We start from the raw sequence: 23,702 nt of genomic DNA, 5'->3' as shown, positions 1-23,702 counted from the left end.
ATCAGCTAACACTACAGCTTGTGGTTTGAACTTAAACAATTCATCTGGGCGGCATTCTTAAAATGTAGATAAACTACAGGAGGCGAAAGCCTATACCAGTTGGATCCGAATCCAATGAACAATTAGAGAATATCACACAGCATCCAAACAGTGAAGCTGGTCAATACTTGAATACATTTTTAATAATACGAGGAGGTTATATCATGGCGGATTTAACAAATAAAGTTGCAATTATTACTGGTGCTGCCAGTGGGATGGGAACGGCATTTGCCAAGAACTTTATCGATCACGGCGCCAAGGTTATTATTACGGACGTCAATGATCAGAATGGACGGAAAGTCCAACAGGCGCTGGGTGACAACAGTCTTTTCTTGAAACAAGACGTTTCTTCAGTAGACGATTGGCAACACGTTGTCGCTGACGCTGAAGCCAAATTTGGTCCAATTAATGTCCTCGTCAACAACGCAGGTATTGGAATTATGAAACCAATCGATGAAATAACTCCGGCCGAATACGACAAGGTCATCAAAATTAATCAATATTCTGTTTTCTATGGAATGAAATATGTCCTTCCATCAATGAGGAGAGCCGGTGGCGGTTCCATAGTCAATATTTCTTCCATTGGTGGCTTAGTTGGAATGCCTATTTCAATTGCTTACGGTGCCAGCAAATATGCCGTCCGTGGAATGACAAAGGATGCAGCGCTGGACCTAGTTGGTGACCATATCCGGATTAATTCAGTTCACCCAGGTGTTATCCAAACACCAATTTTAAATGATATTCCTGATGAACAAAATGAAGCAAGTCTGAAAGAAATTCCCATGGGAAGATTCGGTAAGCCTGAAGAACTTGCCAACGTCGTTAACTTTCTCGCTTCAGATGAAGCCAGTTATATCACTGGGCAGGAATTTACTGCAGATGGCGGCTACACAATGAAATAGACAAAAAGCGTTTCGGCCATATTGGCCAAAACGCTTTTTATTTTGAATTAGATTGTCTTCAGTTTACCTCTAAAATCATCTAACGACTGATAGCCTTTTTTATCCATGATTTCTTTTAATTCTTTAGAAATCCGTTCAAATATCGGTGTTCCTTCGTAGCCAAACGCGGTCCCAATTTGAACCAAATTGGCACCACAGAGCACGTGTTCGAAGACATCCATGCCTGACTTGATGCCACCGGTACCAATGATCGAAATTTCGGGGTTCAAACGTTGGCGAAGGGCGCGGACATTTGCCAATGCGGTTGGCTTCACATAGTCGCCACCCAGGCCGCCAAAGCCGCCTTTAGGTTTGATAACGACTGATTCAGTTTCCGGATCAACTACCAAACCATTACCGATTGAATTAATCACGTTAATGTAAGTAATTGGGAAATCGTTCAACACTTCGGCAATCCCATTAAACTGGTTAAAATCGAAGTATGGTGGCAGCTTCAAGCCAAGTGGCTTCTTGAAGAACTTGAAGGTTGACGTTAAAACGTCCCGGACGGCGTCAAAACCATAACCGACTTGAGATTTTCCTTTAACGTTTGGGCAGGAAAGATTCAACTCTGTCAAGCCAGAGAATGAACTTTCCTAGACTTTTTTGAGCATTTCAATGTTTTGGTCAATTGACAGGCCGGCGATGGATAAGATCACTTGTTTACCATTCTTACCTTGGTTTTCTTCAGCGAATTTTAAATAATAATCAATCCCATGGTTAGGTAGGCCCATCGAATTAATACTGCCAAGCGGTAATGCCTTCATGCGGGGGCTTTCGTTGCCGGCCCGCTCTTCCGGCGTCGCACTCTTCGTGACACAACCGCCAGCCATTGAATCCAATGTCTTATTGAGTTCATCCGTGGTTGAACAGCGAACGCCAGCTGCGTTTAACAGTAGGTTGTCGAATTGGTAGTCACCAATGTGTGATGCCAGTGAAATATTATTTTGCATTTGCTTCCTCCCGTTTTGTCCAGTCCCAAGGGGCTTTGTGCCAAGTTGATAAACGTGAATATTCTTCATCTGAGAATTTATTCTCTTTATGCCCTTGAGCAATTAAATCAGCGTAACTCAATAATGGTACCAATTTGGTATCGGCGTCAGCAAAGTTCTTGTCGGCATCCGGTAACCCGTATGTGAAGACCGAAGCGACCCCGATGACGTTGACACCTTCATTGCGAACCGCCTTAACGGCACCCAAAACACTGCCGCCAGTAGAAATCAAATCATCAATCAAAACGACTTTGTCATCTTTTGTAATCCGCCCTTCGATCTGCTTGCCGGCACCATGGTCCTTTGGCTTAGCCCGCACATAAATTAACGGCAGATTCAATCTTTCGGCCACCCATGCTGCATGGGGGATCCCCGCAGTGGCAACTCCGCCAATGACGGTCGCATCCGGATAATGCTGCTTGATGTTTTCAGCCAGGCCGTCAGCAATCATATCTCGAAGTGATGGAATCGAAATGGTCAATCTAAAGTCGGTATAAATCGGTGACAGGATTCCACTGGCATATCTAAAGGGCTTCTCCAGATTAATACTGACAATTTGATGATCAATTAGTGATTGAATAATTTGATTAGTTTGCATAATTCCACTCCTCCAACATTTTGTGATAAGCAGCAACTGGATCTTCGGCCCGAATGATTGGTCGGCCAACAACTAAAGCTGAACTGCCGTATTCAGCTGCCTGCTTCGGTGTTGCTGTTCGTGACTGGTCATCCTTAGGGAAGTTAGCTGGTCGAATGCCAGGCGTTACATATAAGAAGTCGTCGCCAACTTGCTCTTTCAAAGAACTCACTTCCAGTGGTGATGTAATCACCCCATCAGCACCAGATTTCTTAGCCAGCTTAGCAAGCGAAACAACCTGGTCGACCATGTCTAACTTGCAATTCTGTTCGTTTTCCAAAGCGTCCTCGGTGATTGAAGTCAATTCGGTTACTGCAAGTAATTTGGGGGTTGGCACACCAGCCTCTTCACTACCCAGTTCAAGGCCTTCTTTGGCAGCCGCAATCATTTCCGAACCACCCAGCGCGTGAACCGTTGTATAGGTAACACCCATCCGACCGATTTGCATCATTCCCATCTTAACGGTGTTAGGGATATCTTGAAGCTTGAGGTCTAGGAAGATTTTGAAACCTTTGTTCAACAGTTCCTTCACAATTTTCGGCCCTTCGCCGTAAAACAGTTCCATGCCAATCTTAACGGTCATGCCCTCATCAGTTGGAAACTGGTCAATAATCTTGAACAAGCCTTCTCGATTCCAAACATCAAGTGATACAATCAGTGGTCCTCGCATAATTACCCTCCTGGTTAATGACAGAAAAAGAGCCCGAGACTGTTGAATTCAGTACATCCCTGTACGTCATCCCACAAAATCACGGACTCTTGGATTAATTTGTCGTCCGCTTTTGGCCTCTCTGAACCAAATTAAAGCTCTTTTATTTGCTTATAACTCTATCACGATGGTGGGCGTTGTTCAAGGGAAACTTGTTGGACAAATTAATTGAATTAGAAGCAGCTTCCGTGTATACTCTGTGTACACAAAGTAAGAAGGAGGCGGCTGCTATGTCCGTGAAAATTCGCAAGGTTGGTAACTCTAACACACTGACTGTTCCGAATAATATCAAACCTATTGCACATGAATTCGACGTCTTTCAGGGAAGAGATGGGGTCATTGTTTACGTTCCAAAGCATCACAATCCATTTCATGACGAAGCGTTCATCAAATCCCACGATTTAAAACAGACTGAAGAATTTGGGGGAAAACTCATTGGCAGAGAAATCCCGTAAAACCAACCTATACATTCCCAATCAACAAGACGTTATTTACATTGACTTCGATCCAGCGGTTGGTCACGAGATTCGCAAAAGACGACCAGCTTTAGTCTTAAGCAACCAGGGCTATAGTCGACTAACACACTTGGTGGTAGTTTCGCCAATCACCCATGCAACCAACAATTCACTACAAGCGAGTGGGTTTCTGGTTAAGATTGACACTAAGGAAATTGACGGCTTTGTCAATCCACTTCAATTTTTCACCTATGATTTTCAAAGACGCCATGCAGAATTTGTCACATTAATTGATACCCCCTCTTTTGTTCGGGTCAAACAAACAATCACAGATATTCTAAATTAACGACCTTGCAATCCCGGTACATCCATGTAATAATGTGAACAGCAAAAATAAAGAATGTCAGCGAGCATTCATTTGGAGGAATACGACATGGAAAATACCAACGCAACACTTACGCACAGCCATACTTTTACGAAGAATCAGAAATGGGTCATTGCTTCGACCAGTTCTGGATTCGCGCTAGAAAATATGGATGTGCTATTTTTATCCTTTGCAATGAGTTCAATGATTGGCCAGCTTCATCTTAGCGGTGGTGCTGCCGGTTTGATTGGTTCAATCACCAACTTGGGAATGCTATTCGGTGGCATTATGTTCGGCCTGATCGGTGATCGCTTTGGCCGGGTGAAGACTTTCACCTACACGATCTTCATCTTTGCATTTGCGACTGCGATGATGGCCTTTGCCAACAACATCACCTTGATTTACCTATTAAGATTCTTGGCAGGAATCGGTGCCGGTGGTGAATATGGCGTCGGCATTTCAATGATTGCCGAATCTTTCCACAAGAACCAAATCGGTAAGATGACTTCGGTTGCCGCAATTGGCGGCCAAATTGGTGCCATTCTGGCAGCGGTAACGGCTGCAATTGTCATTCCGCAGCTGGGCTGGCACGCACTGTTCCTGGTTGGAATTGTTCCGGTTGTCCTCACTTACTTTGTTCGCCGTCACTTGAGTGAAACCCAGGAATTTGTGGCAGCCAAGAAAATGGAGGCCGAAAAGAAGGAATCAACCACCAGCGCCGTCTTCAAATACATGTTCAGTTCACCCAAATTAGCTTACCAAAGTTTTGCCCTGATGATTATGACCACGGTTCAAATTGCCGGCTACTTCGGCCTAATGAACTGGCTGCCGATCATCGTTCAAAAACAACTCAGCTTAAACGTTTCCGGATCTTCTCTGTGGATGATTTCAACGATCATCGGCATGAGCCTGGGCATGATCACATTTGGCTCGATTCTTGATTACTTTGGACCTCGACGGGCATTCGGAATCTTCTTGATTGCTTCAGCTGCGATGGTCTTCATGATTACCTTGGCTCACAATACCATTTCATTGTTAATCATTGGCGCCATCGTCGGTTTCTTCTCCAACGGAATGTTTGGCGGTTACGGCGCGGTTATCAGCCGCTTGTATCCAACCGAAATCCGATCCACAGCCAACAATGTCATCGTCAACATTGGCCGAGCAGTCGGCGGTTTTTCATCAGTTGTCATTGGTATCTTAATGGATCACTACTCATTGACCGTTGTTATGGGCTTCCTCTCAATTCTCTACATTATCAGTTTCATCACGATGATGACGTTGCCAGGATTAAAAAAACTGAGTTTAAAGCATGCCTAATTGAATCAGAATCGCTTAAAATCGTCGACACCCAGTCGGCGATTTTTTCTTCATTTGAATAAATGCTTGTATAGGGCGATAATGGTTGTATAGACTCATTAAGGAGGACCCGCTGTGACCACTGAACTAGAGAAATGCCTAAGCGGTGAATTATACGACGCCCATGATCCCTACTTCAAAAGGCAAAAAGCCATTGCCAACCAGTTCTTGCAGGAATATAACCGGACGGGTTACGCTGATTCCGAAAAACGATCCCAGCTGCTGCGGGAGCACCTTGGCGCAATTGGAGACTACGTTACCGTTGGAACCCCATTTTTGTGCGATTTTGCCAATAACATTCACTTAGGATCTAAAATATCTATCAATATGAACTGCAGTTTGATGGATTCCGGGAAAATCACTATCGGCGATGAAACCATGATTGCGCCAAACGTCCAGATTTATACCGGTACCCATCCGGTGAAAACTGAAGAACGCTTAAATTCGAATTGGCGTCAGCATAAAGAGCAGCATTTTGTCATGACCCGTTCACTTCCGGTCACGATTGGTAAGCAGTGTTGGATTGGCGGCGGGGTCATCATTTTACCCGGCGTCACAATTGGCGATGGTTCGGTGATTGGCGGTGGAAGTGTCGTCACAAAGGACATCCCGGCAAACGTTGTTGCGGTGGGGAATCCCTGTCATGTACTTCGAAAGGTAGGTCAAAAATAGTAATGGAAAAAATTATTGCGTTTGATATGGATGGAACGGTTGCAGAAACTTTCCCGGTGATTTTTGATTCGTTTAGAAGGACCGTTCACGATTATACTGGCAAATGGATCAGCAACCAGGTCATCTTGGCCACTTTTGGAGCAAATGAAGTTGGGATGCTAAAGGAGCTGATTCCCGATTATTCCGACGAAGTGTTACAGAGCTTTCATGAAAACTATCGTCGCGCACATCTACAATTGCGCCACCCATTTGAAGGAATCGAAAAACTCATCAAGGAGCTGCACGAGCGTGATGTGATTACACCAATGATTACCGGCAAGGGTGAGCAAAGTCTTCAGGTCAGCCTAGATTCTTTGGGATTAGCAGATTCGTTCTCCCCCGTTCTGTCTGGTTCTCCTGATGGTTCAATCAAGGCCAAACAGTTCGGCGACGTCATCAAACAGTTTGATATTGCCAAAGACGACATGGCATACATTGGCGATGCCCCAACCGACGTCGTTGCCTGCAACGAAGCCGGCATCAAGTGTTATTCGGCTGCTTGGTCGATTAATGCCAAGACCAAAGAACTTGAGAAAATCAATCCCGATGAAATTTATACTTCGGTTGATCAGCTCAAAGAAAAATTAATTAACGATTAGAACGATATTCAATTGAGGCCACGTGTTGGAATACACGTGGCCTTTGTTTGATTTAATTATAATAAACACTCTAATAATCCAGTGCCAATTGGCGTATACTTTATGTCAATTAAACATTTTCAATTAGAAAGGACTTGATGATTACATGAAAATTGAAGAAGGCTACATGCCTTTTAAAGGCTACAAAACTTATTATCGAATTGTCGGCGAAAAGGCTCCCGGCAAGGCGCCATTATTACTGATTCATGGAGGACCAGGCTCTTCTCATAACTATTTTGAATTGCTGGATAACTATGCCGAGACCGGCCGCCAACTAATCATGTACGACCAAGTTGGTTGTGGCAAATCCTCGATTCCTGATGACGAATCCATTTACGTTAAGGAAACTTGGGCAGAAGAACTGATCGCCCTTAGAAGATACCTTCACCTAGACGAAGTCCATATGCTTGGCCAATCATGGGGTGGTATGCTGGAGATGCTGTACCTCACCCATTACAGCCAAGAGGGCGTCAAGAGTGTCATGATCGACGGCTCTCCTTCTTCCATCAAATTATGGATTGCTGAACAACATCGACTCATCAAATATCTCAGCTATGAAGATCGACAAGCCATTGCGGAAGCTGAACGAACCGGTGATTTCAGTGGTCCCAAATATTTAGCCGCTAATGACCGTTACATGGAACGTTACTGCTGGGATGATCCGGATGAAAATTCATCAGAACCACTTCGGCGCCCAACGAATGGTAAGAAGGCCAGCTTGATTGCCGAAGGGCCCAACGAATTTACCGAAAATGGGACAATTAGTGACTTTGACGTGACCGACGACTTGAAGAATATTCACGTGCCAGTCTTAGTCACAAATGGGACTGACGATCTTTGCACGCCATTGATTGCCAAAACCGTGTACGATCACATCCCCAATGCCAAGTGGCACCTATTTGCCAATAGCCGTCATCTGGCTCTATTGGATCAGCACGATGAATTTATTGGCGTACTCGATCACTGGCTGAACGAGAATGATTAACGATGAAAATTATTATCTCACCCGCGAAGAAAATGGTCGTGAATCAAGACGACTTTGATGTTCAGGGGATGCCGGTTTACCTCGATCAGGCCACTGAAATTTTGCAGGCATTACGACAGCTTGATTATGAGCAGTTAAAGAAGCTGTGGCATGCCAGCGAGAAGCTGACTCAGGCGAGTTACGCGCAATTACAGCACATTGACCTGCGACATCGACTAACACCCGCCATCCTGTGTTTTTCGGGCATTCAGTACCAGTATATGGCCCCTGACCTATTGAGTGAGGATTCACTAAAGTATCTGCAAACTAACTTACGCATTCTATCGGGTTTTTATGGAATTTTGAAGCCTTTTGACGGCGTTGCTCCCTATCGGTTAGATATGGATACTCGCCTGGCAATTCCACCAGCCAAAAACATGTACGAATACTGGGGTGATCGAATCTATAAAATGCTTGCAAATGATGGCCCAATCATCAATCTGGCCTCCCAAGAGTATTCCAAAACAGTCACCAAGTTTTTGACGCCAAATGATCAGTTCATTAACATCACTTTCGGCCATGTAGTTGATGACCAAATCAAGACCCGGGCCACTTTTGCAAAGATGGCTCGAGGTGAAATGGTCCGGTTTATGGCAGAAAAGCAAGTTAACGATGTTGAAGAATTGAAGCAATTTGATTCTCCTAATTATCAGTTTGCAGAAACTTATTCATCAGCAACCAATTTCGTATTTCTCCGACAAAAATAATTTTATAGTTCAAGGTGCCTTCTCCTTCAAATGATTTGGCACCTTTTTATGGTGATTATTTTTTATATGCAAGCAAGCACTTGCACTCAAACAAAAATAGTGTTAATTTAAAAATCGTTAAAAACAAATATTTTTGGAGGCGCCACTATGAACTTAAAAAAATTTATCACCAGTAGAGGACCAATTCTAGCATTAGTTGTTGCTCTGCTCTATGGCATTTTTATCTTCGTTATTTATTACACCGGATACCACGCAATGCCAACAAACATGGACAAACTACCGGTCACAGTTGTCAGCAGCAACCAGCAAAACACCAAACTAGCCCACCAGATCACAAAATCATTACCATTCGATACCGTCAAAACAGGCTCTGATTTAACCAAAGCAAAGAAGAATTTAAATAACCGCCAAACATATCTGGTTATTCATATCCCAGCCAATTTTTCGAGAAATGTGAAGGCAAACAAACCTGCCAAGTTAAACTTTTATCTTAACGAGTCCAATCAGACTTCGGTTGTTTCCGGCATGAGATCAGTGGCCAACGCCATTGGCTCCTCCGTCAGCCAACAAGTCATCTTAAAGAAAGGCGAAACAATGCTGACAAAAGAGCCATTAATGAAGTTACAGACTCAGCTCCAGAAGCAAGAAACTCTTCTCAAAACAAAAACTGCTCAAGAAAAGCAAAGCATCCAGGCGGCTCCAGCATCAAGCAGAGCACAACTTGCCGCCAAGCTGCAACAAGAAACCATATCAGCAAAAGCAAAAATTAACAACGCTGCAACTGAAGGCCAAAAACAAATTCAACAGAAAGCCACCACTGCATATGCCCCGGTGAAAAATTCAGTCAATGTCAAGATCCATACCACTAATAAGGTTTCAACGGGCCTCAATAATTCAATGGCACCGTTTATTTCCAACCTCGCAATTTACCTTGGATCATTGATTGGCGCATTGCTGCTTTACGGAACTTTCGTCAAATTTGCAAAGTTAGTCGGCAAATATCGGTCATTTGCCCTCATGGAGATGGCAATGGTTATCATTGCTGCCTTAGGTGCATTGATTGTGAGTGCCACAATAATTGGAATGATGGGCTTGGCCTGGTCAAAATTGTGGACTCTTTGGTTGATCCATGGGTTGATTTTATTTGGCTCGTATAATTTTAACGAAATGCTGATCCTGGCAATTGGACAAATTGGAACAGCCCTCAATATCTTTTTAACCATGATTCAGGTCGTCGCTGGTGCAGGAATGGTTCCAGTTGCAACAATGAATGAATTTTTCAAAATAAGTCATTACATTTCACCGATGTTCTATGGAATTCGGGCAGATTTCAACACCATGTTCGGTGGTCCTGCAATTATCGGCGCCATGACGGGGTTGGAAATATTAACAATCGCAGTTTTGCTAGTCAATTTGCTCATTGTGGCATTGCGAAAACGCCAACCAATGTTACAATTTGAACAGTTAAGTTAATAGAAATGGAGCGATAACATGGCTGCAACCCAATCCACAGACGACAAAATATTGACTGCATTTTCGGAATTATTATTTAGCAACGGCTACGAAGGCACCACCACTAAAAGAATTGCTGAACAGGCTGGGGTTAACGAAAGTACAATTTTCCGACATTTTCAGGACAAACACGGAATCCTGACAAAGTTGATTGAAGGATATATGGCTGACATCAACAATATTAGTGATTCATTTGAAATTAAAGGTGACATCGTCCAAGATCTCATGCGGGTTGCGAAAACCTACGACCGAGTTATCGAAAATCATAAGTCACTGTTCCTGCTTGGCTTGCGGAATGGTTATCAATTCCCGGAAATTATTAGTGCCATTAAACAGCTCCCGATCCATTTAAAGGCAATTCTGATCGAAAAGTTTACTGGAATGATCGAGACCGGTGAACTTGATAAAGACGTTGACCTAGAGGTAGCTGCGACAAACTTCATCCTACTGAACTTTGGGAACACAGTATTCAAGTATGCATATCCAAAAGCCGGATTAAATGTTCCAATATCGAAATTTGCTAAAGAAAACATCAAGGAATTTGCAGAAAAACTAAAATCATGAGATAAAAAGCGGGCGCCCAAATTTGGGTACCCGCTTTAATGTTTACATTTATTATAAGTCTCTAAAACCAATGTCCTTTCGATAATAGAATCCTGACAGATCGAGCCGGCTCAACTCTGCATATACTTTTGCTTGGGCACATTCGAGTGTCGATGCGTGATTATACAAAGTGAAAATTCGACCGCCTGAACTATACAGCATACCATCTTCTTCGGTCACCCCAGCGTAGAATACGTTGCCAGGTAAGTCTTCCGGAAGAGCAATATGTTGCTTTGGTGAAGTTGGATATCCGGGTGCAGAGATAACAACACCCAAGTAAAATTCATCGGACTGCCACTGAACTTCCGGCATTTTACGGTTAATCAGGTCAGAAGTCATTTGATAGAAATCACTCTTAAGTTGTGGTAGCAATACCTGTGTTTCTGGATCGCCAAGCCGCAAGTTATATTCAATCACTTTTGGTCCTTGCTTAGTCAACATGCAGCCGATGTAAATGACCCCAGCAAATTCCAAGTCTTCCTTGGCAAGGCCAGCCATAGTCGGGTCGACGATTTGCTGAACAGTGGCGTCCAACACGTCTTGGGTGATATGTGGCACTGGTGAATAGGCACCCATTCCACCCGTATTAGGACCGGTCTCACCTTCATAAATCTTTTTATGATCTTGAGAAATCGGGAAGATGACTTTCTTGTCACCGCCTACAAATAACATCAATGAGAACTCTTCGCCTTCAAGGAATTCCTCAATCAAAATCTCACCAGATTTGTCCAATGCCATTTTGATCGTAACATCCAAATCAGCGGCAGCTTTGACGATGGTGACGCCTTTACCGGCAGCCAAACCATTCTCTTTAACAACCAATGGCAGTGATAATTCTTCAGCATAGCTCTTTGCAGCTGCAAAATCAGTAAAAGTCTGAAATTTTGCGGTTGGAATGTTATTTCTGGCCATGAACCCCTTGGCAAAAGTTTTGTCGCTTTCAAGCCGGGCGGCCGATTCATCAGGTCCGAACACTTGCAGACGAGCAGCAATAAACGCATCGACAATTCCTTTGGACAATGGAACTTCGGGGCCAACAAACGTTAAATCAACACGATGTTCTTTTGCGAATTCAACCAAACTGGGGAAATCCATCTCATCGATATCCACAATGTGAATGTTGTCCTTCTTCATCCCCGGATTGCCTGGAGCACTATAAACATTTTCAACCTGTGGACTCTTTAACATTGTTGCTGCGATTGCATGTTCACGTGCACCGGAACCGATAACCAGAACGTTTGCCATGATGAGATCTCCTTTTTTGGTCGTAATTTTTTTCTATGTATGCAGGCTGGCGAGCAGCCTTGTTTTGCTTTTTTTGTTTGTGATTCTTGTTTGTGATTCTTGTTTGTGGATTTAGTTTGATTATATGGTTATTTTGATGGCTTAGGCATCCTAGCCGAAACGTGCTCCTGGGCCACCCGTGCCTTGTCGCACTCTAATGTCTGAAATGTCTAACGCCAGTCATGACCATTGCAATTCCAAACTTATCTGCCATGGCAATTGAGTCCTTATCCTTGATACTGCCACCGGGTTGGATAATTGCTTTAATATCATGTTTAGCTGCATATTCCACACAATCATCCATTGGGAAGAAGGCATCCGACGCCATAATGGCATTTTCGTAACTATCCTTTGGCATCGCCTTTTGAATTGCAATCTTAGCTGAGTCAATTCGGTTAGGCTGGCCCATTCCGACACCCAATGTCTTGGTATCAGTTGTCACAACCACCGCATTACTCTTAACGTGCTTAACCACGTGCTGGCCAAATTGCAGGGCTTTTAATTGCTGCTCAGTTGGTTGAACTTTGGTAACAACTTTAAAATCAGGAATCTGATCAATTTCGTGGTCGCTTTCTTGAATTAACATGCCACCGCTCACAGTGATTTCTTCGAAGCGATCCGGTTCGTCTCGATGACTCAAATCAGCTTTCAGCAAGCGGATGTTCTTCTTTTTAGCCAAAATTTCAAATGCTTCATCGGTATATGATGGTGCAATCACAATTTCCAAGAAGATCTTGTGCATCTTTTCGGCAGTTGCCGCATCAATTTCCCGATTAACAGCAATAATCCCACCAAAAATGGACATTGGGTCTGATTCGTAGGCTTCATCCCAAGCCTTTTCGATCGTATCAGCCACGCCCACACCACATGGATTCATGTGCTTCATTGCAATCACAGTCGGTTGGTCAAATTCGGCCACCATATTCAGGGCCGCATTGGCATCCTTGATGTTGTTGTAGGACAATTCTTTACCATGAAGCTGGTTAGGAATAATCGACAATTTTGAAGGCAATGCCTTGCGATAGAAGGCCGCCTTTTGATGACTGTTTTCTCCATAACGCAGCGACTGTTGTTTCTCGTAAGTTAAGGTCAGCTTTTCTGGGAACTCTTCGTCAGTCAAATAATTAGAAATTAATGCGTCATAAGCTGCTGTGTGTCTGAATACCTTGGCTGCCAAATGTTTTCTGAAATCAGCGTCATCACTATGATCCTTCAGTGCATTGATCACTGGCTGATAATCAGCCGGGTCGACGACGGTCAACACACCGGCAAAGTTCTTAGCGGCAGCCCGCAGCATCGACGGCCCACCAATATCAATCTGTTCGATTGCTTCTGCTTGCGTCGTTTCAGGCTTTTCAATCGTCTGCTTGAACGGATACAAGTTAACGGCAACCAAATCAATTGGTGTAATGCCAGCGTCTTTTAATTGTTTCATGTGGTCTGGATCATCGCGTTTAGCCAGAATTCCGGCATGAATCTTTGGATGAAGAGTCTTAACTCTGCCATCCAGCATTTCTGGAAAGCCAGTAACTTCTTCAACACCAGTTACTTCAACCCCAGCATCTTCCAGGGCCTTTTTGGTACCACCGGTCGAAACGATTTCAAAATCCAAATCCTTTAACTGTTTAGCAAAATCAACCAAATTACTTTTATCAGAAACACTTAACAGGGCTCTTCTTGACATTAAATTTCTCCTCTTTCTAATAATTGTTTGACAACGCTTGGATATAACACATGTTCGGTTGCATGAATTCGCTGCTCAAGATCACTCAACTGGTCGTCTTTGTGCACCGGAACTTTCCGTTGAGCAATGATTTTACCGGAATCAATTCCCGAATCTACCCAATGAACAGTCACACCCGTTGTATCGACGCCTGCTTCAAAAGCATCTTCAATCCCGTGGCGCCCAGGAAATTTAGGTAGTAGTGCTGGGTGGATATTAATAATTTTGCCTTCATACTTTGCCAATAAAGTGGGGCCAATGATGCGCATATAACCTGCCAAAATGATGAAGTCAATCTGCTCTTCTTCAAGCTTCTTGGCAATCACTGCCTCTGCGGCTGCTTTGTTTGGATAATCTTTAAAATTGATAATAAAAGTTGGAACCGATTCTTTATGTGCCCGATCGAGGACGTGAACGTTGGAATGATCACAAACCAATAATTTCACATTGAGCGGTAAATGTTCTTTTTTGAATGTTTCAGTTAATGCCGTGAAATTGGTTCCTTCACCGGATGCAAATATTGCTATGTTTTTTACGTCAGATTTCATTGCTGATCCTTTCGAATGATAACTTGTTTGTCGCCAGAAGTGAGCCTGCCAACTCGTGAAACTATTTCGCCGGCAGCCTGCAGTTGGGATTGAACCTCATCGGCATCCCCCGAATGAACTGCAAGCACCATGCCAAGTCCCAAGTTAAAAGTGTGTAAGAGATCATCAAATGATAAATGACCGATTTTTTGCAAATCTTTCATAATTGCCGGCACCTGCCAACTGCCGTAATCAAATACTGCGGAAAGGTTATCCGGTAAAATTCTGGTAACATTTTCTGGCAGGCCGCCACCCGTGATATGAGCAATCGACGCAACCGTACCCTGCTCAACTAACGGGAGAACGGATTTGACATAGATCTTAGTTGGCCGCAGCAGTTCATCTTTCAAATCACGATTGCAGCCGGCAAGCCGATCGTTTAACGAATAAGTATTCTGCTTGAATAAGATATCTCTAACCAAGCTGAAGCCATTGGAATGAAGCCCATTTGAGGCGAGTCCCAACAAGACATCCCCTTCACGCGGATTCGCCTTACTTAGGAGTTTAGCTTGGTCGGCAATTCCGACCGCAAATCCGGCTAAATCATAATGACCGTGCGTATACATATCGGGCATTTCAGCAGTTTCACCGCCCACCAATTTGGCTTGAGCTTGCGAAACACCCTCAACGACACCGGCTAAGATGTCCTTAGCTTTTTCATTATCCAAGTGACCAACACCCAGATAATCCAAGAAAAACAGTGGTTTTGCGCCCTGAGCCAGCACATCATTGACACACATCGCAACCAAATCAATCCCAATCGTTTTGTGAAGGTTTGCTTTGATGGCAATCAGCAATTTGGTTCCCACGCCATCTGTTCCAGAAACCAAAACGGGATTCTTATAAGCACCCAGTGATAAGGGAAACAACCCACCGAACGAGCCAAGGTCCTTATTATTTGATAAATTCTTAATATCATCGACTAACTTATAACCGGCATTAATATCAACACCAGCCTTTTTGTAGGCGTCCATCCGAATTACCTCATCTCATTGATTGTAGTTGGGCCTGATCGCGATCGTATTCTTCCTCGTAGTCGTAAAGCGGGGTTGGATACTTGCCATCAAAGTAAGCAACACAGAGTCCTTTATTAGGAGAGTCAGTCTTTAAATTAACCGAATCAACAACCCCTTGAACACTCAGGAAGCCCAGTGAATCCGCGCCAAATATTTCACGCATTTGTTCAATCGTTTTATTCGCAGCGATTAGTTCGCGGACGTGCTGGATGTCAATGCCGTAAAAGCATGGATAGCGCAAAGGTGGCGAAGCAATTCTGAGATGAACCGAAGCAGCCCCGGCATCCTTGAGCAATTTGACAATTCTGCGACTGGTGGTACCGCGAACAATTGAATCATCCACTAGGACCAGGTTCTTGCCCCGGACCACGCCTTTGACGGCAGAGAGCTTCATATTGACCCCTTGTTCACGAAGTGCTTGGGTAGGTTCAATGAACGTTCTGGCAGAATACTGATTCTTCACCAAACCCATTTCATAAGGCAAACCTGATTCTTCTGCGTATCCCATTGCAGCCGACAATGAGGAATTGGGAACGCCAATCACCATATCAGCATTTGCCACCGGCTGTTCCTGGGCTAATCTGGCACCCATCCGTTTTCTGGCAGAATGGACATTCACACCATAGATATCAGAATCGGGGCGGGCAAAGTAAATAAATTCCATCGAGCAAATTGCCAACTGCGTGTCATCCGTATATTTATCAACGGTGATCCCGGAAGCATCGATTTTGATTAACTGGCCTGGTTGAACGTCAAATTTAAACTCAGCGCCAACCGCATCCAAGGCGCAGGTTTCACTGCATACGACGTAAGCGCCGTTTGGCAGCTGGCCAACAACCAATGGCCGAAAGCCGTTCGGATCAAGAGCGGCGTAGAGCCGATCCTTGGTCATGACCAAGTACGCAAAGCCACCCTTAATGATGTTTAAGGCCTCTTTCATCTGATCGTCCAGATTATCTTCTTGACTCAAGCGGATCAAATGCATCAAGTTTTCGGTATCGGAACTGGAATGGTAAATTGCCCCGCGGTCTTCCAAGTTCTTCCGAATTGAAATGGCGTTGGTTAAGTTCCCGTTATGAGCAAGGGCAAACTGGGTATCGCTAAAGTTAAATGGGAGCGGCTGGATGTTTTCCAAGAGGTTGCTGCCGGCAGTGGAGTACCGAACGTGGCCGATGGCAGCTTGTCCAGTCATTTCATCAACCGCATTAGGTGAGTCGAAAACGTCGGTCAACAGGCCAAAACCGCGCTTAGTCGTCAAATGACCGTCATTATTAACCGTAATTCCAGCCCCTTCTTGGCCACGATGCTGAAGGGCAAATAAGCCAATGTAGGTCAATTTGGCCGCATCAGGAGTACCCCAAACGCCAAAAATCCCACATTCTTCATTTAAACTTTTTACTTCAGACGGCATGGCAATGCCCCTTTCCAAATACCCAACGCTTTATCAACATCAAGATCAAAGTAACCATCATTGGCTTGGACAAACAGGTGATTGTCATCGACGACCTTTCCAAGCTTTTGAGCGTCATTTCCAACCAGTTGTTCGAATTCGGCCTGCTTTTCTTGTGGAACTGAAACGATGAATCGTGATTGGCTCTCAGAGAAGAAGTCTGCAACGCTCAGTTCACTGGCTAGGTCGACCCCTAATTGATTACCAAATGTACTTTCAGCAATTGCCGTAATCAGGCCGCCTTCAGAAATATCATGCGCAGAATTGAGCAGCAGATGTTGAATTGCTTCGGTCACTAATTTTTGAATCTTGACTTCATAATCTAAATCAAAGTCAAACAGTTTCCCGGCAATTTCACCGGTTTGCATCTTTTGGATTTGTGAGCCATTAAACCCTGCTTCAGTCTTGCCGACAACGTACACCAAATCCCCGGCTTGCTTGAAGTCTTGGGTGGTGATATGCTCCAAGCCTTTGATCAAGCCAACCATGCCAACCATTGGCGTCGGATAGATTGGCACGTTGTCATACTCATTATTCAATGAGACATTTCCAGAAATAACTGGGGCTTCAAACTTCTCGCAGGCTTCACTCATCCCCATGACCGCCTGATCTAATTCATAGAACTGATCGGGCTTTTCAGGATTGCCAAAGTTGAGACAATCAGTGATGCCAAGTGGCACGGCGCCAGAAGCAACAATGTTTCTGGCTGCCTCAGCAACCGCCATCGTCCCACCAACTCGGGGGTTCAGGTAAAGGTAACGACCATTGACGTCGGTCGTGATGGCTAATGCTTTATCGTGGTGACGAACCCGGACAACCGCTGCGTCTGAACCTGGGGCAACCACGGTGTTCGTTTGAACCTGAGTATCATATGTTTCATAAATGCTTTCTTTGGAAGCAATCGTCAATTGTCCCAACATTTCCTTCAGGGTTTCAGTTGGATTGCTAATTTGCGGTTGATACTGCTTTGAGTCGGCATTCTTCAAATGCTCTGGGACTGCTGATTCACGGTGATAAACGGGTGCTTGAGAAGCCAAGGAATCGACTGGCACATCAGCAACCACTTTGCCGTGATGCAATAATTTATAGTTATGGCCTTCAGTGACGTGGCCGATCACAACCGCGTTAACGCCATGATCCTTAAAGACATTCAGCACTTCATCTTCCTGACCAGCTTTGACACACAACAACATCCGTTCCTGAGACTCTGAAAGCATTAATTCAAAGGCAGACATGCCAGCTTCACGTTGTGGAACCAAATCAAGATTTAATGCCATTCCGTTACCGCCAGCCTTGGAACCCATTTCTGCAGAGGAAGAAACCAGCCCAGCGGCACCCATATCCTGAATTCCTACTAAGGCGTCCGAGTGATTGTTGATGACGTCAAGGCAGCCTTCCATCACGAGTTTTTCTTCAAATGGATCACCAACTTGAACGGCTGAGCGTTGGCTCTCGTGTTCAGAGTCAAATTGGAAAGAAGCAAATGAGGCCCCGTTAATGCCATCACGCCCGGTTTTGTGGCCAACGTAAATGATACTGTTGCCAACACCGGCAGCTGCGCCAACCTCAATTTTGTCAAGGTCCATCAAACCAACGGACATGACATTGATCAACGGGTTGTGGGCATATGCGTCGTCAAAGGCGGTGTCGCCGCCAACAGTCGGAATCCCAATACAATTCCCATAAGCACTAATACCGGCAATAATCTGTTGAATGAAATATTTATCAGCATCGGTTTTCGGTTCGGCAAATCGCAAACTATCCATGCTGGCAATTGGCCGGGCACCCATTGAAAAGATGTCTCGTAAAATACCGCCAACCCCAGTCGTAGCTCCTTGGAAAGGCTCAACTGCTGAAGGGTGGTTATGGCTTTCAGCTTTGAAAACAACTCCTTGGTTATCACCGATATCAATAATACCGGCACCTTCACCAGGCCCTTTAACAACGTGTTTGCCTTTGGTAAAGAACTTTTTGAGAACCGGCTTGGAGTTTTTGTAGGAGCAGTGTTCACTCCACATCCCTGAGAACAAACCGACTTCGGTATAGTTGGGTAGTCGATGTAAAACATCATCTTTAATCAAGCCGTATTCGTGGTCGGTTAATCCCATCGATTGGTACAACTTTTTATCACGAATTTGCTCCGGTGTCGCTTCAGTTGTTTGATCCATTACACTATTCATAGATAACCCCTCGACTTTTAATGTGATTAACGATCGACTGGAAGACGCCTTTCCCATCATCTGAGCCCAGAACTGCTTCAACGGCTCGTTCAGGATGGGGCATCATCCCAAGGACATTGCCGGCCTTGTTGATAATCCCAGCAATATTATCAATACTGCCATTTGGATTATTGGCATACTTGAAGACAATTTGATCATTAGTGACCAGTTCCCGCAGAGTATCTTGATCACAGTAGTAATTGCCATCGCCATGGGCTATCGGCAAACTGATCAACTGCCCTGCTTGATAGGCTGAACTAAACATCGATTTGTTACTGTTGACTACCAATGGCTCAGTTTTGCAGATAAACTTTGCTGAAACATTTTTCTGCAAACTTCCTGGAAGTAATCCGGCTTCTGTCAAAATTTGAAATCCGTTGCAAATCCCCAGAACTGGTCGGCCACTCTTAGCAAATTCCTGTAATGCCGGAATAATGGGTGAGAAGCGGGCAATGGCCCCGCTTCGTAAGTAGTCACCATATGAGAAACCACCAGGAATCAGAACCGCGTCAAAGCCGGCAAGTGAGTCATTCTTGTAAGAAACCAGTTCAACATCTTCTTTGATGATATCTTTAATTGCATTGTAGAGGTCCATTTCACAATTGGATCCTGGAAAAGCAAGGACAGCAAATTTCATTGGGCAGCCTCCGTTTCAACAAGTTCATAATGGTAGTTTTCCATGTTGTAGTTAGCGAGTAATTTGTCACAGACTTGGTTAATTTCTTTATCCATCTCCGCCTTTGACTTACCGTCAGCAATGGTCAATTCAAAGTATTTACCCAACTTAACGTCTTCAATATCACCGTACCCCAAGCGTTTCAGGGCTTTATGAACGGCTTCAGCTTCAGGATTTAAAATTGATTGTTTGTAGTTAACGTAGACTTTTGCAAGGGCCATTATTTAACATCCTCCACTTTTTCGAGGCGACCAAGAATTTCTTTGTATACAGGGACCAAGGCACCGAGACCTTTTCTGAAGACATCTTTATCAAGTGACTTTTGCGTATCGCGGTCGATCAATCGGCAGCTGTCGGGTGAAATTTCATCAGCTAAAATCAATTGGTTGTCGGAATCGATTCCAAATTCGACTTTGAAATCAACCAGGTCAATGTTCATTTCCGAGAAAATTTCCTTAAGGCGGTCATTGACTTGAAGGGCGATAGCACGCATCTGGTTCATTTGGTCTTCCGTTGCCACATTCAAGGCTTCAGCTTGGAAGTCGTTAATGAATGGGTCATCCAACTCATCACTCTTATAGAAGAATTCTTGGACTGGCTTGTCGAACTTCATTAAATGCTTAACGGCAAATTTCTTTTCAAAACTGCCGGAAGCAAAGTTCCTGACGACAGTTTCCAACGGAATGATCTTTACCCGTTTTACCAATTGGTTGTTAGCATCAATTTGCTTGATAAAATGGTTCTTAATGCCGTGCTTGGCAAGATCCTTGAAGATCAAGGCTGAAATTTCGCAGTTGGTTTGGCCTTTACCCTGCATTTGAACTTTTTTCTTACCATTGAACGCGGTAACTTGGTCCATATAATGAACCCACATAGTGTCAGGATCGTTGGTGGTGTACATTTCCTTAGCTTTACCTTTATACAGCAACTCTTTTTTTACAATTTCAGTCATTTTAGTTTTCTCCCTTTAACATGTCGGTTGATTTCAGTAGCTGGTTAATGTCGTCACCAATGACGGTAACGTGGCCCATTTTGCGTTGTGGTCGAATGGCTGCCTTGCCGTAATCATGAAAGTGCCATTCAGGATGTTGTTTGAGTAGCTTGCGGGCAAGGGTTAAATCAGTTCCTAACAGGTTCCTCATGACTGCAGGCTTTTCCTGAACAATTTCAGGAATCGGCAATCCGCAGATACTTCTTATGTGGGCTTCAAATTGAGAAATGTTACAGGCTTCGATCGTGTAGTGACCGGAGTTATGTGGGCGCGGTGCCAGTTCGTTAACCATGACGTCTTGATCATCAATCACAAACAGCTCAATGCCAAGAACGCCATATAAGTCAAGGTGATTGGCAATGGTTTCGGCATACTGTTTAGCCTTGGCATGGACGGTCTTTGAAAATCGTCCCGGCGCAATCGTCGTATGAAGAATGTGATTCTTATGACGATTTTCAACCAATGGAAAGGTAATCACCTTGCCATTCAAGTCCCGGGTAACCATGACCGACGCTTCAGCAATGAAATCTTGGCGGGCTTCTAGAATGCAGTCGGCTTTGGCATATAACGACGAGGCGTGATCGAGATCGGCGGCAGAATTAATATCCATTTGCCCATGCCCATCGTAGCCGCCAGAAACGGTCTTGAGGATTGCTGGATAACCAACTTCATCAACGGCTGCTTTGAGTGACGCTTCATCGGAAACCGCAGCGAACTTTGTGACGGGAATGCCACAAGCTTTGATAAAATTCTTCTCGTTCAACCGCTGCCCAGTGATATGAAGTAAGTTGACCCCTTGAGGCAGCTCGGCAACCTTCTTTGCTTTGAGAAGCGAATCTTCGTCGACATTCTCAAACTCGTAAGTTAACACATCGCTTTGCTCGGCCAACTTCATTAATGAGTCAACGTCATCATATTCAGCCACGATTTGAAAATCGGCGACCTGTCCAGCCGGAGCGTGGGGAGTTGGATCAAGGATGCCAACGTGATAACCCATCGACTTGGCAATCAAAGCCATCATCTGGCCAAGTTGACCGCCGCCAACAATACCAATCGTTGCAGGTGGTAGGATGGTTTTAATCGAACTGCTGCTCACTGTTTTTGGCCTCCACTCTTTGGGCTTCTTTAAAATCTGCCAGCTTGTGTGCAATAGCGTTATCGTTTGTTCCAAGGATTTGTGCGGCCAGTAAAGCGGCGTTCTTGGCACCAGTCTCCCCAATACTGACGGTGGCAACCGGCGCACCAAATGGCATCTGGACAATCGAGAGTAACGAGTCAACCCCGTTTAATGTTCGTGTTTTCATTGGAACGCCAATTACCGGAAGTGTCGTATTGGCAGCAATCATTCCTGGCAAGTGAGCTGCCCCACCAGCACCGGCAATGATGACTTTCATTCCCTTGTCACTAGCAGCTTTGCCAAATTCTTGAAGTTCATCAGGCATCCGATGAGCTGAGATAACGTGCTTCTCATAAGGGATTCCCAGACTTTCAAGTTGCTCACAAGCCAGCTTCATCACTGGCCAATCAGAAATTGAACCCATTGCCACACCGACAACGTTTGCCATTCCAACCACTCACCTTTTCAAATTTATTTAGTGTCTATAGGATACTTGCCATCATGATGGAAGTCAACTGCAACGTTCGTGTTTAAACCGATATACATCCGTTTTAATAAAAAAAGATTCACCAATTTTCGTCTTTTGATAGTTGATCATTCAATTTCTATTTCCAGTCATTAAAAATGCTTAGAACGGATTGCCGTTTTGATTATTAGAAAGACTGGTGTTACAATGACACAAACGTTTGTCTAAACGAAAGGATGATTATTAAACACTATTATGGAAAACAATAATCCAGAAGCAGCAGATGAAGTGCCCCAACAGCCCCTCCATCGCGGTGCTGCAATTAGTCTGAAAACATTGATGGCGTTTATTGGCATCGCCATTTTATCGCTGGGGACTACTTTTATTCGCAAAGGTCACGTTGGATTGGATCCTTTTACGGCGATGAACACTGGAATTGCTGCTAAAATCGGCTTGGGGCTTGGGAATACTCAGCTCATTTCCAACCTGGTTATTTTCACAGTTGTTCTATTACTTGATCGAAATAAGATCGGTATTGGAACCATCATGAATATGGTTCTGGTTGGTTACGAAATCCAGTGGTTTACCACTCTATACAACCAAATTCTGCCCAACTCACTAAACTTTTTAACCATTTCTGCCGACTTAATTATCGGTTTGTTACTGTTCACTTTGGGATCATCAATGTATATGGGTGCCAGTCTCGGTGTTGCCCCGTACGACGCTATTGCACCGATACTTTCAACACGAATTCATTTAAAATATCGAATTGCCAGAATTGGTCAAGATATCATTTTCATGATTGCCGGATTCTTTATTGGCGGCCCAGTTGGAATTGCGACCATCATCGTCGCATTCTTTACTGGCCCATTGATCACTTATTGGAATAGTCATGTGAGTGAAAAACTGCTACTTAGAATTAATGATTTCAGTGCCCAGCCGTCCTTGCAAAGCGCTGGCACCCTGATCGTCAGTTTTGGGCGAGGCGGGTATCAAGCTGTCGTTAAAGCTTATCAAGTAACTGAACAGATTCAACGTCATAAGTCTGATTACAGTGACTCACAATTGTCTGAACAGCTTACAGAGTCACGTCAACAATTGAAAGAAGCCAGCCAAATCTATGAAAATGCTCAACAGCAATATAAAATCTTAGTCCAAGAGTCAAAAAGACGCGGCAGAATTGTCAAAGGTAAGCTGCCTGGGAATATTGAAAAATAAGCCAAAGAGGCTGGGACAAAAGTCCTAGTTAACGCAAAAAAGCTTCGGAAATTTTTCCGAGGCTTTTTTGCATTTTATGTAGCACAGAGAATTCAACTCTGCTATTCTTAAATCGACAAAAACCCAAGGATAGGAGTGAATCTCTATGTACAAACATTATAACAATAATCAAACCAATTTAACAGTACCACTGGAAATTTCAATTTCAGAAACGCATATTGTCCGTGCCATTAGCGCATTTGTGGACACGATTCCCTATCAATT

At 44.1% G+C, this 23,702-nt stretch carries 24 protein-coding genes and 1 pseudogene; 11 read left to right on the top strand and 14 right to left on the bottom strand.

What is annotated here, in order from left to right:
- The first annotated feature begins 203 nt into the window (after positions 1–203).
- Entirely contained in the window at positions 204–941 is a 738-nt protein-coding gene (locus LPKJCM_RS00600) for an SDR family NAD(P)-dependent oxidoreductase (RefSeq protein WP_057962294.1), read from the top strand.
- Between the two features lie 47 nt (positions 942–988).
- On the opposite strand, the pseudogene LPKJCM_RS00595 reads toward LPKJCM_RS00600, so the two are convergent.
- The 3 genes and pseudogenes from LPKJCM_RS00595 to pyrF form a co-directional block, all read right to left on the bottom strand.
- Positions 989–1,933, bottom strand: a pseudogene (locus LPKJCM_RS00595) (dihydroorotate oxidase).
- Positions 1,923–2,570 (bottom strand): orotate phosphoribosyltransferase, encoded by a 648-nt coding sequence (gene pyrE / locus LPKJCM_RS00590; RefSeq protein WP_057962295.1) that lies wholly within the window; start codon positions 2,568–2,570, stop codon positions 1,923–1,925. The pseudogene LPKJCM_RS00595 and the gene pyrE overlap by 11 nt, the downstream one beginning before the upstream one ends.
- Positions 2,560–3,279 carry an orotidine-5'-phosphate decarboxylase gene (pyrF, locus tag LPKJCM_RS00585; protein ID WP_057962296.1) on the bottom strand — a complete coding sequence of 240 codons (720 nt, stop codon included), beginning with the start codon at positions 3,277–3,279 and terminating at the stop codon, positions 2,560–2,562. The genes pyrE and pyrF overlap by 11 nt, the downstream gene beginning before the upstream one ends.
- A 269-nt stretch (positions 3,280–3,548) precedes the next feature.
- On the opposite strand from pyrF, the gene LPKJCM_RS00580 reads away from it, so the two are divergent.
- The 9 genes from LPKJCM_RS00580 to LPKJCM_RS00540 all read left to right on the top strand — a co-directional run bounded on the left by LPKJCM_RS00580 (position 3,549) and on the right by LPKJCM_RS00540 (position 10,652).
- The gene (locus LPKJCM_RS00580) at positions 3,549–3,773 is read left to right on the top strand and encodes a hypothetical protein (RefSeq protein ID WP_057962297.1); all 225 of its coding nucleotides are present in this window, start codon (positions 3,549–3,551) and stop codon (positions 3,771–3,773) included.
- Positions 3,754–4,119 carry a type II toxin-antitoxin system PemK/MazF family toxin gene (locus LPKJCM_RS00575; RefSeq protein WP_057962298.1) on the top strand — a complete coding sequence of 122 codons (366 nt, stop codon included), beginning with the start codon at positions 3,754–3,756 and terminating at the stop codon, positions 4,117–4,119. Before LPKJCM_RS00580 ends, LPKJCM_RS00575 begins: the two co-directional genes overlap by 20 nt.
- A gap of 87 nt (positions 4,120–4,206) precedes the next feature.
- Positions 4,207–5,457: an MFS transporter gene (locus LPKJCM_RS00570; RefSeq protein ID WP_057962299.1), complete on the top strand. Its 1,251-nt coding sequence runs from the start codon at positions 4,207–4,209 to the stop codon at positions 5,455–5,457.
- A 114-nt stretch (positions 5,458–5,571) separates the two neighbouring features.
- Positions 5,572–6,168: a sugar O-acetyltransferase gene (locus tag LPKJCM_RS00565; protein ID WP_057962300.1), complete on the top strand. Its 597-nt coding sequence runs from the start codon at positions 5,572–5,574 to the stop codon at positions 6,166–6,168.
- A gap of 2 nt (positions 6,169–6,170) precedes the next feature.
- Positions 6,171–6,806, top strand: coding sequence for an HAD family hydrolase (locus LPKJCM_RS00560; RefSeq protein ID WP_174658993.1), 636 nt, complete (start codon positions 6,171–6,173; stop codon positions 6,804–6,806).
- A 145-nt stretch (positions 6,807–6,951) separates the two neighbouring features.
- Positions 6,952–7,830 (top strand): proline iminopeptidase, encoded by an 879-nt coding sequence (gene pepI, locus LPKJCM_RS00555; RefSeq protein ID WP_057962301.1) that lies wholly within the window; start codon positions 6,952–6,954, stop codon positions 7,828–7,830.
- Between the two features lie 2 nt (positions 7,831–7,832).
- A complete protein-coding gene (yaaA, locus tag LPKJCM_RS00550; protein WP_057962302.1) occupies positions 7,833–8,576 on the top strand; it encodes a peroxide stress protein YaaA in 744 nt (247 codons plus the stop codon).
- A gap of 147 nt (positions 8,577–8,723) precedes the next feature.
- On the top strand, positions 8,724–10,049 hold the full coding sequence (locus tag LPKJCM_RS00545) for a YhgE/Pip domain-containing protein (RefSeq protein WP_057962303.1): 1,326 nt from the start codon (positions 8,724–8,726) through the stop codon (positions 10,047–10,049).
- A gap of 18 nt (positions 10,050–10,067) precedes the next feature.
- Complete coding sequence (locus LPKJCM_RS00540) at positions 10,068–10,652, top strand: TetR/AcrR family transcriptional regulator (protein ID WP_057962304.1); 585 nt, start codon at positions 10,068–10,070, stop codon at positions 10,650–10,652.
- A gap of 51 nt (positions 10,653–10,703) precedes the next feature.
- Here LPKJCM_RS00540 and purD read toward each other — a convergent pair whose 3' ends face one another.
- The 11 genes from purD to purE form a co-directional block, all read right to left on the bottom strand.
- Entirely contained in the window at positions 10,704–11,936 is a 1,233-nt protein-coding gene (purD, locus tag LPKJCM_RS00535; protein ID WP_057962305.1) for a phosphoribosylamine--glycine ligase, read from the bottom strand.
- A gap of 193 nt (positions 11,937–12,129) precedes the next feature.
- Complete coding sequence (gene purH / locus LPKJCM_RS00530) at positions 12,130–13,659, bottom strand: bifunctional phosphoribosylaminoimidazolecarboxamide formyltransferase/IMP cyclohydrolase (RefSeq protein WP_057962306.1); 1,530 nt, start codon at positions 13,657–13,659, stop codon at positions 12,130–12,132.
- Positions 13,659–14,246, bottom strand: coding sequence for a phosphoribosylglycinamide formyltransferase (gene purN / locus LPKJCM_RS00525; RefSeq protein ID WP_057962307.1), 588 nt, complete (start codon positions 14,244–14,246; stop codon positions 13,659–13,661). Before purN ends, purH begins: the two co-directional genes overlap by 1 nt.
- Positions 14,243–15,259: a phosphoribosylformylglycinamidine cyclo-ligase gene (gene purM / locus LPKJCM_RS00520; protein WP_057962308.1), complete on the bottom strand. Its 1,017-nt coding sequence runs from the start codon at positions 15,257–15,259 to the stop codon at positions 14,243–14,245. Before purM ends, purN begins: the two co-directional genes overlap by 4 nt.
- Before the next feature lie 10 nt (positions 15,260–15,269).
- Entirely contained in the window at positions 15,270–16,712 is a 1,443-nt protein-coding gene (gene purF / locus LPKJCM_RS00515; protein WP_057962309.1) for an amidophosphoribosyltransferase, read from the bottom strand.
- Entirely contained in the window at positions 16,697–18,931 is a 2,235-nt protein-coding gene (gene purL / locus LPKJCM_RS00510; protein ID WP_057962310.1) for a phosphoribosylformylglycinamidine synthase subunit PurL, read from the bottom strand. Before purL ends, purF begins: the two co-directional genes overlap by 16 nt.
- Positions 18,924–19,607: a phosphoribosylformylglycinamidine synthase subunit PurQ gene (gene purQ, locus LPKJCM_RS00505; protein WP_057962311.1), complete on the bottom strand. Its 684-nt coding sequence runs from the start codon at positions 19,605–19,607 to the stop codon at positions 18,924–18,926. Before purQ ends, purL begins: the two co-directional genes overlap by 8 nt.
- Positions 19,604–19,867 carry a phosphoribosylformylglycinamidine synthase subunit PurS gene (gene purS, locus LPKJCM_RS00500; RefSeq protein WP_057962312.1) on the bottom strand — a complete coding sequence of 88 codons (264 nt, stop codon included), beginning with the start codon at positions 19,865–19,867 and terminating at the stop codon, positions 19,604–19,606. Before purS ends, purQ begins: the two co-directional genes overlap by 4 nt.
- Complete coding sequence (gene purC, locus LPKJCM_RS00495) at positions 19,867–20,598, bottom strand: phosphoribosylaminoimidazolesuccinocarboxamide synthase (protein WP_057962313.1); 732 nt, start codon at positions 20,596–20,598, stop codon at positions 19,867–19,869. The genes purS and purC overlap by 1 nt, the downstream gene beginning before the upstream one ends.
- A 1-nt stretch (position 20,599) precedes the next feature.
- Positions 20,600–21,733 (bottom strand): 5-(carboxyamino)imidazole ribonucleotide synthase, encoded by a 1,134-nt coding sequence (purK, locus tag LPKJCM_RS00490; RefSeq protein ID WP_057962314.1) that lies wholly within the window; start codon positions 21,731–21,733, stop codon positions 20,600–20,602.
- Entirely contained in the window at positions 21,714–22,202 is a 489-nt protein-coding gene (gene purE / locus LPKJCM_RS00485; protein ID WP_057962315.1) for a 5-(carboxyamino)imidazole ribonucleotide mutase, read from the bottom strand. Before purE ends, purK begins: the two co-directional genes overlap by 20 nt.
- 273 nt (positions 22,203–22,475) lie before the next feature.
- Here purE and LPKJCM_RS00480 point away from each other — a divergent pair, with 273 nt between their 5' ends.
- Entirely contained in the window at positions 22,476–23,438 is a 963-nt protein-coding gene (locus LPKJCM_RS00480) for a YczE/YyaS/YitT family protein (RefSeq protein ID WP_087069494.1), read from the top strand.
- Positions 23,439–23,702 lie beyond the last annotated feature (264 nt).

Origin of the sequence: Lentilactobacillus parakefiri (assembly GCF_002157585.1) — a bacterium.
Lineage (GTDB): Bacteria > Bacillota > Bacilli > Lactobacillales > Lactobacillaceae > Lentilactobacillus > Lentilactobacillus parakefiri.
This window is presented reverse-complemented; position numbering and strand designations above follow the sequence as displayed.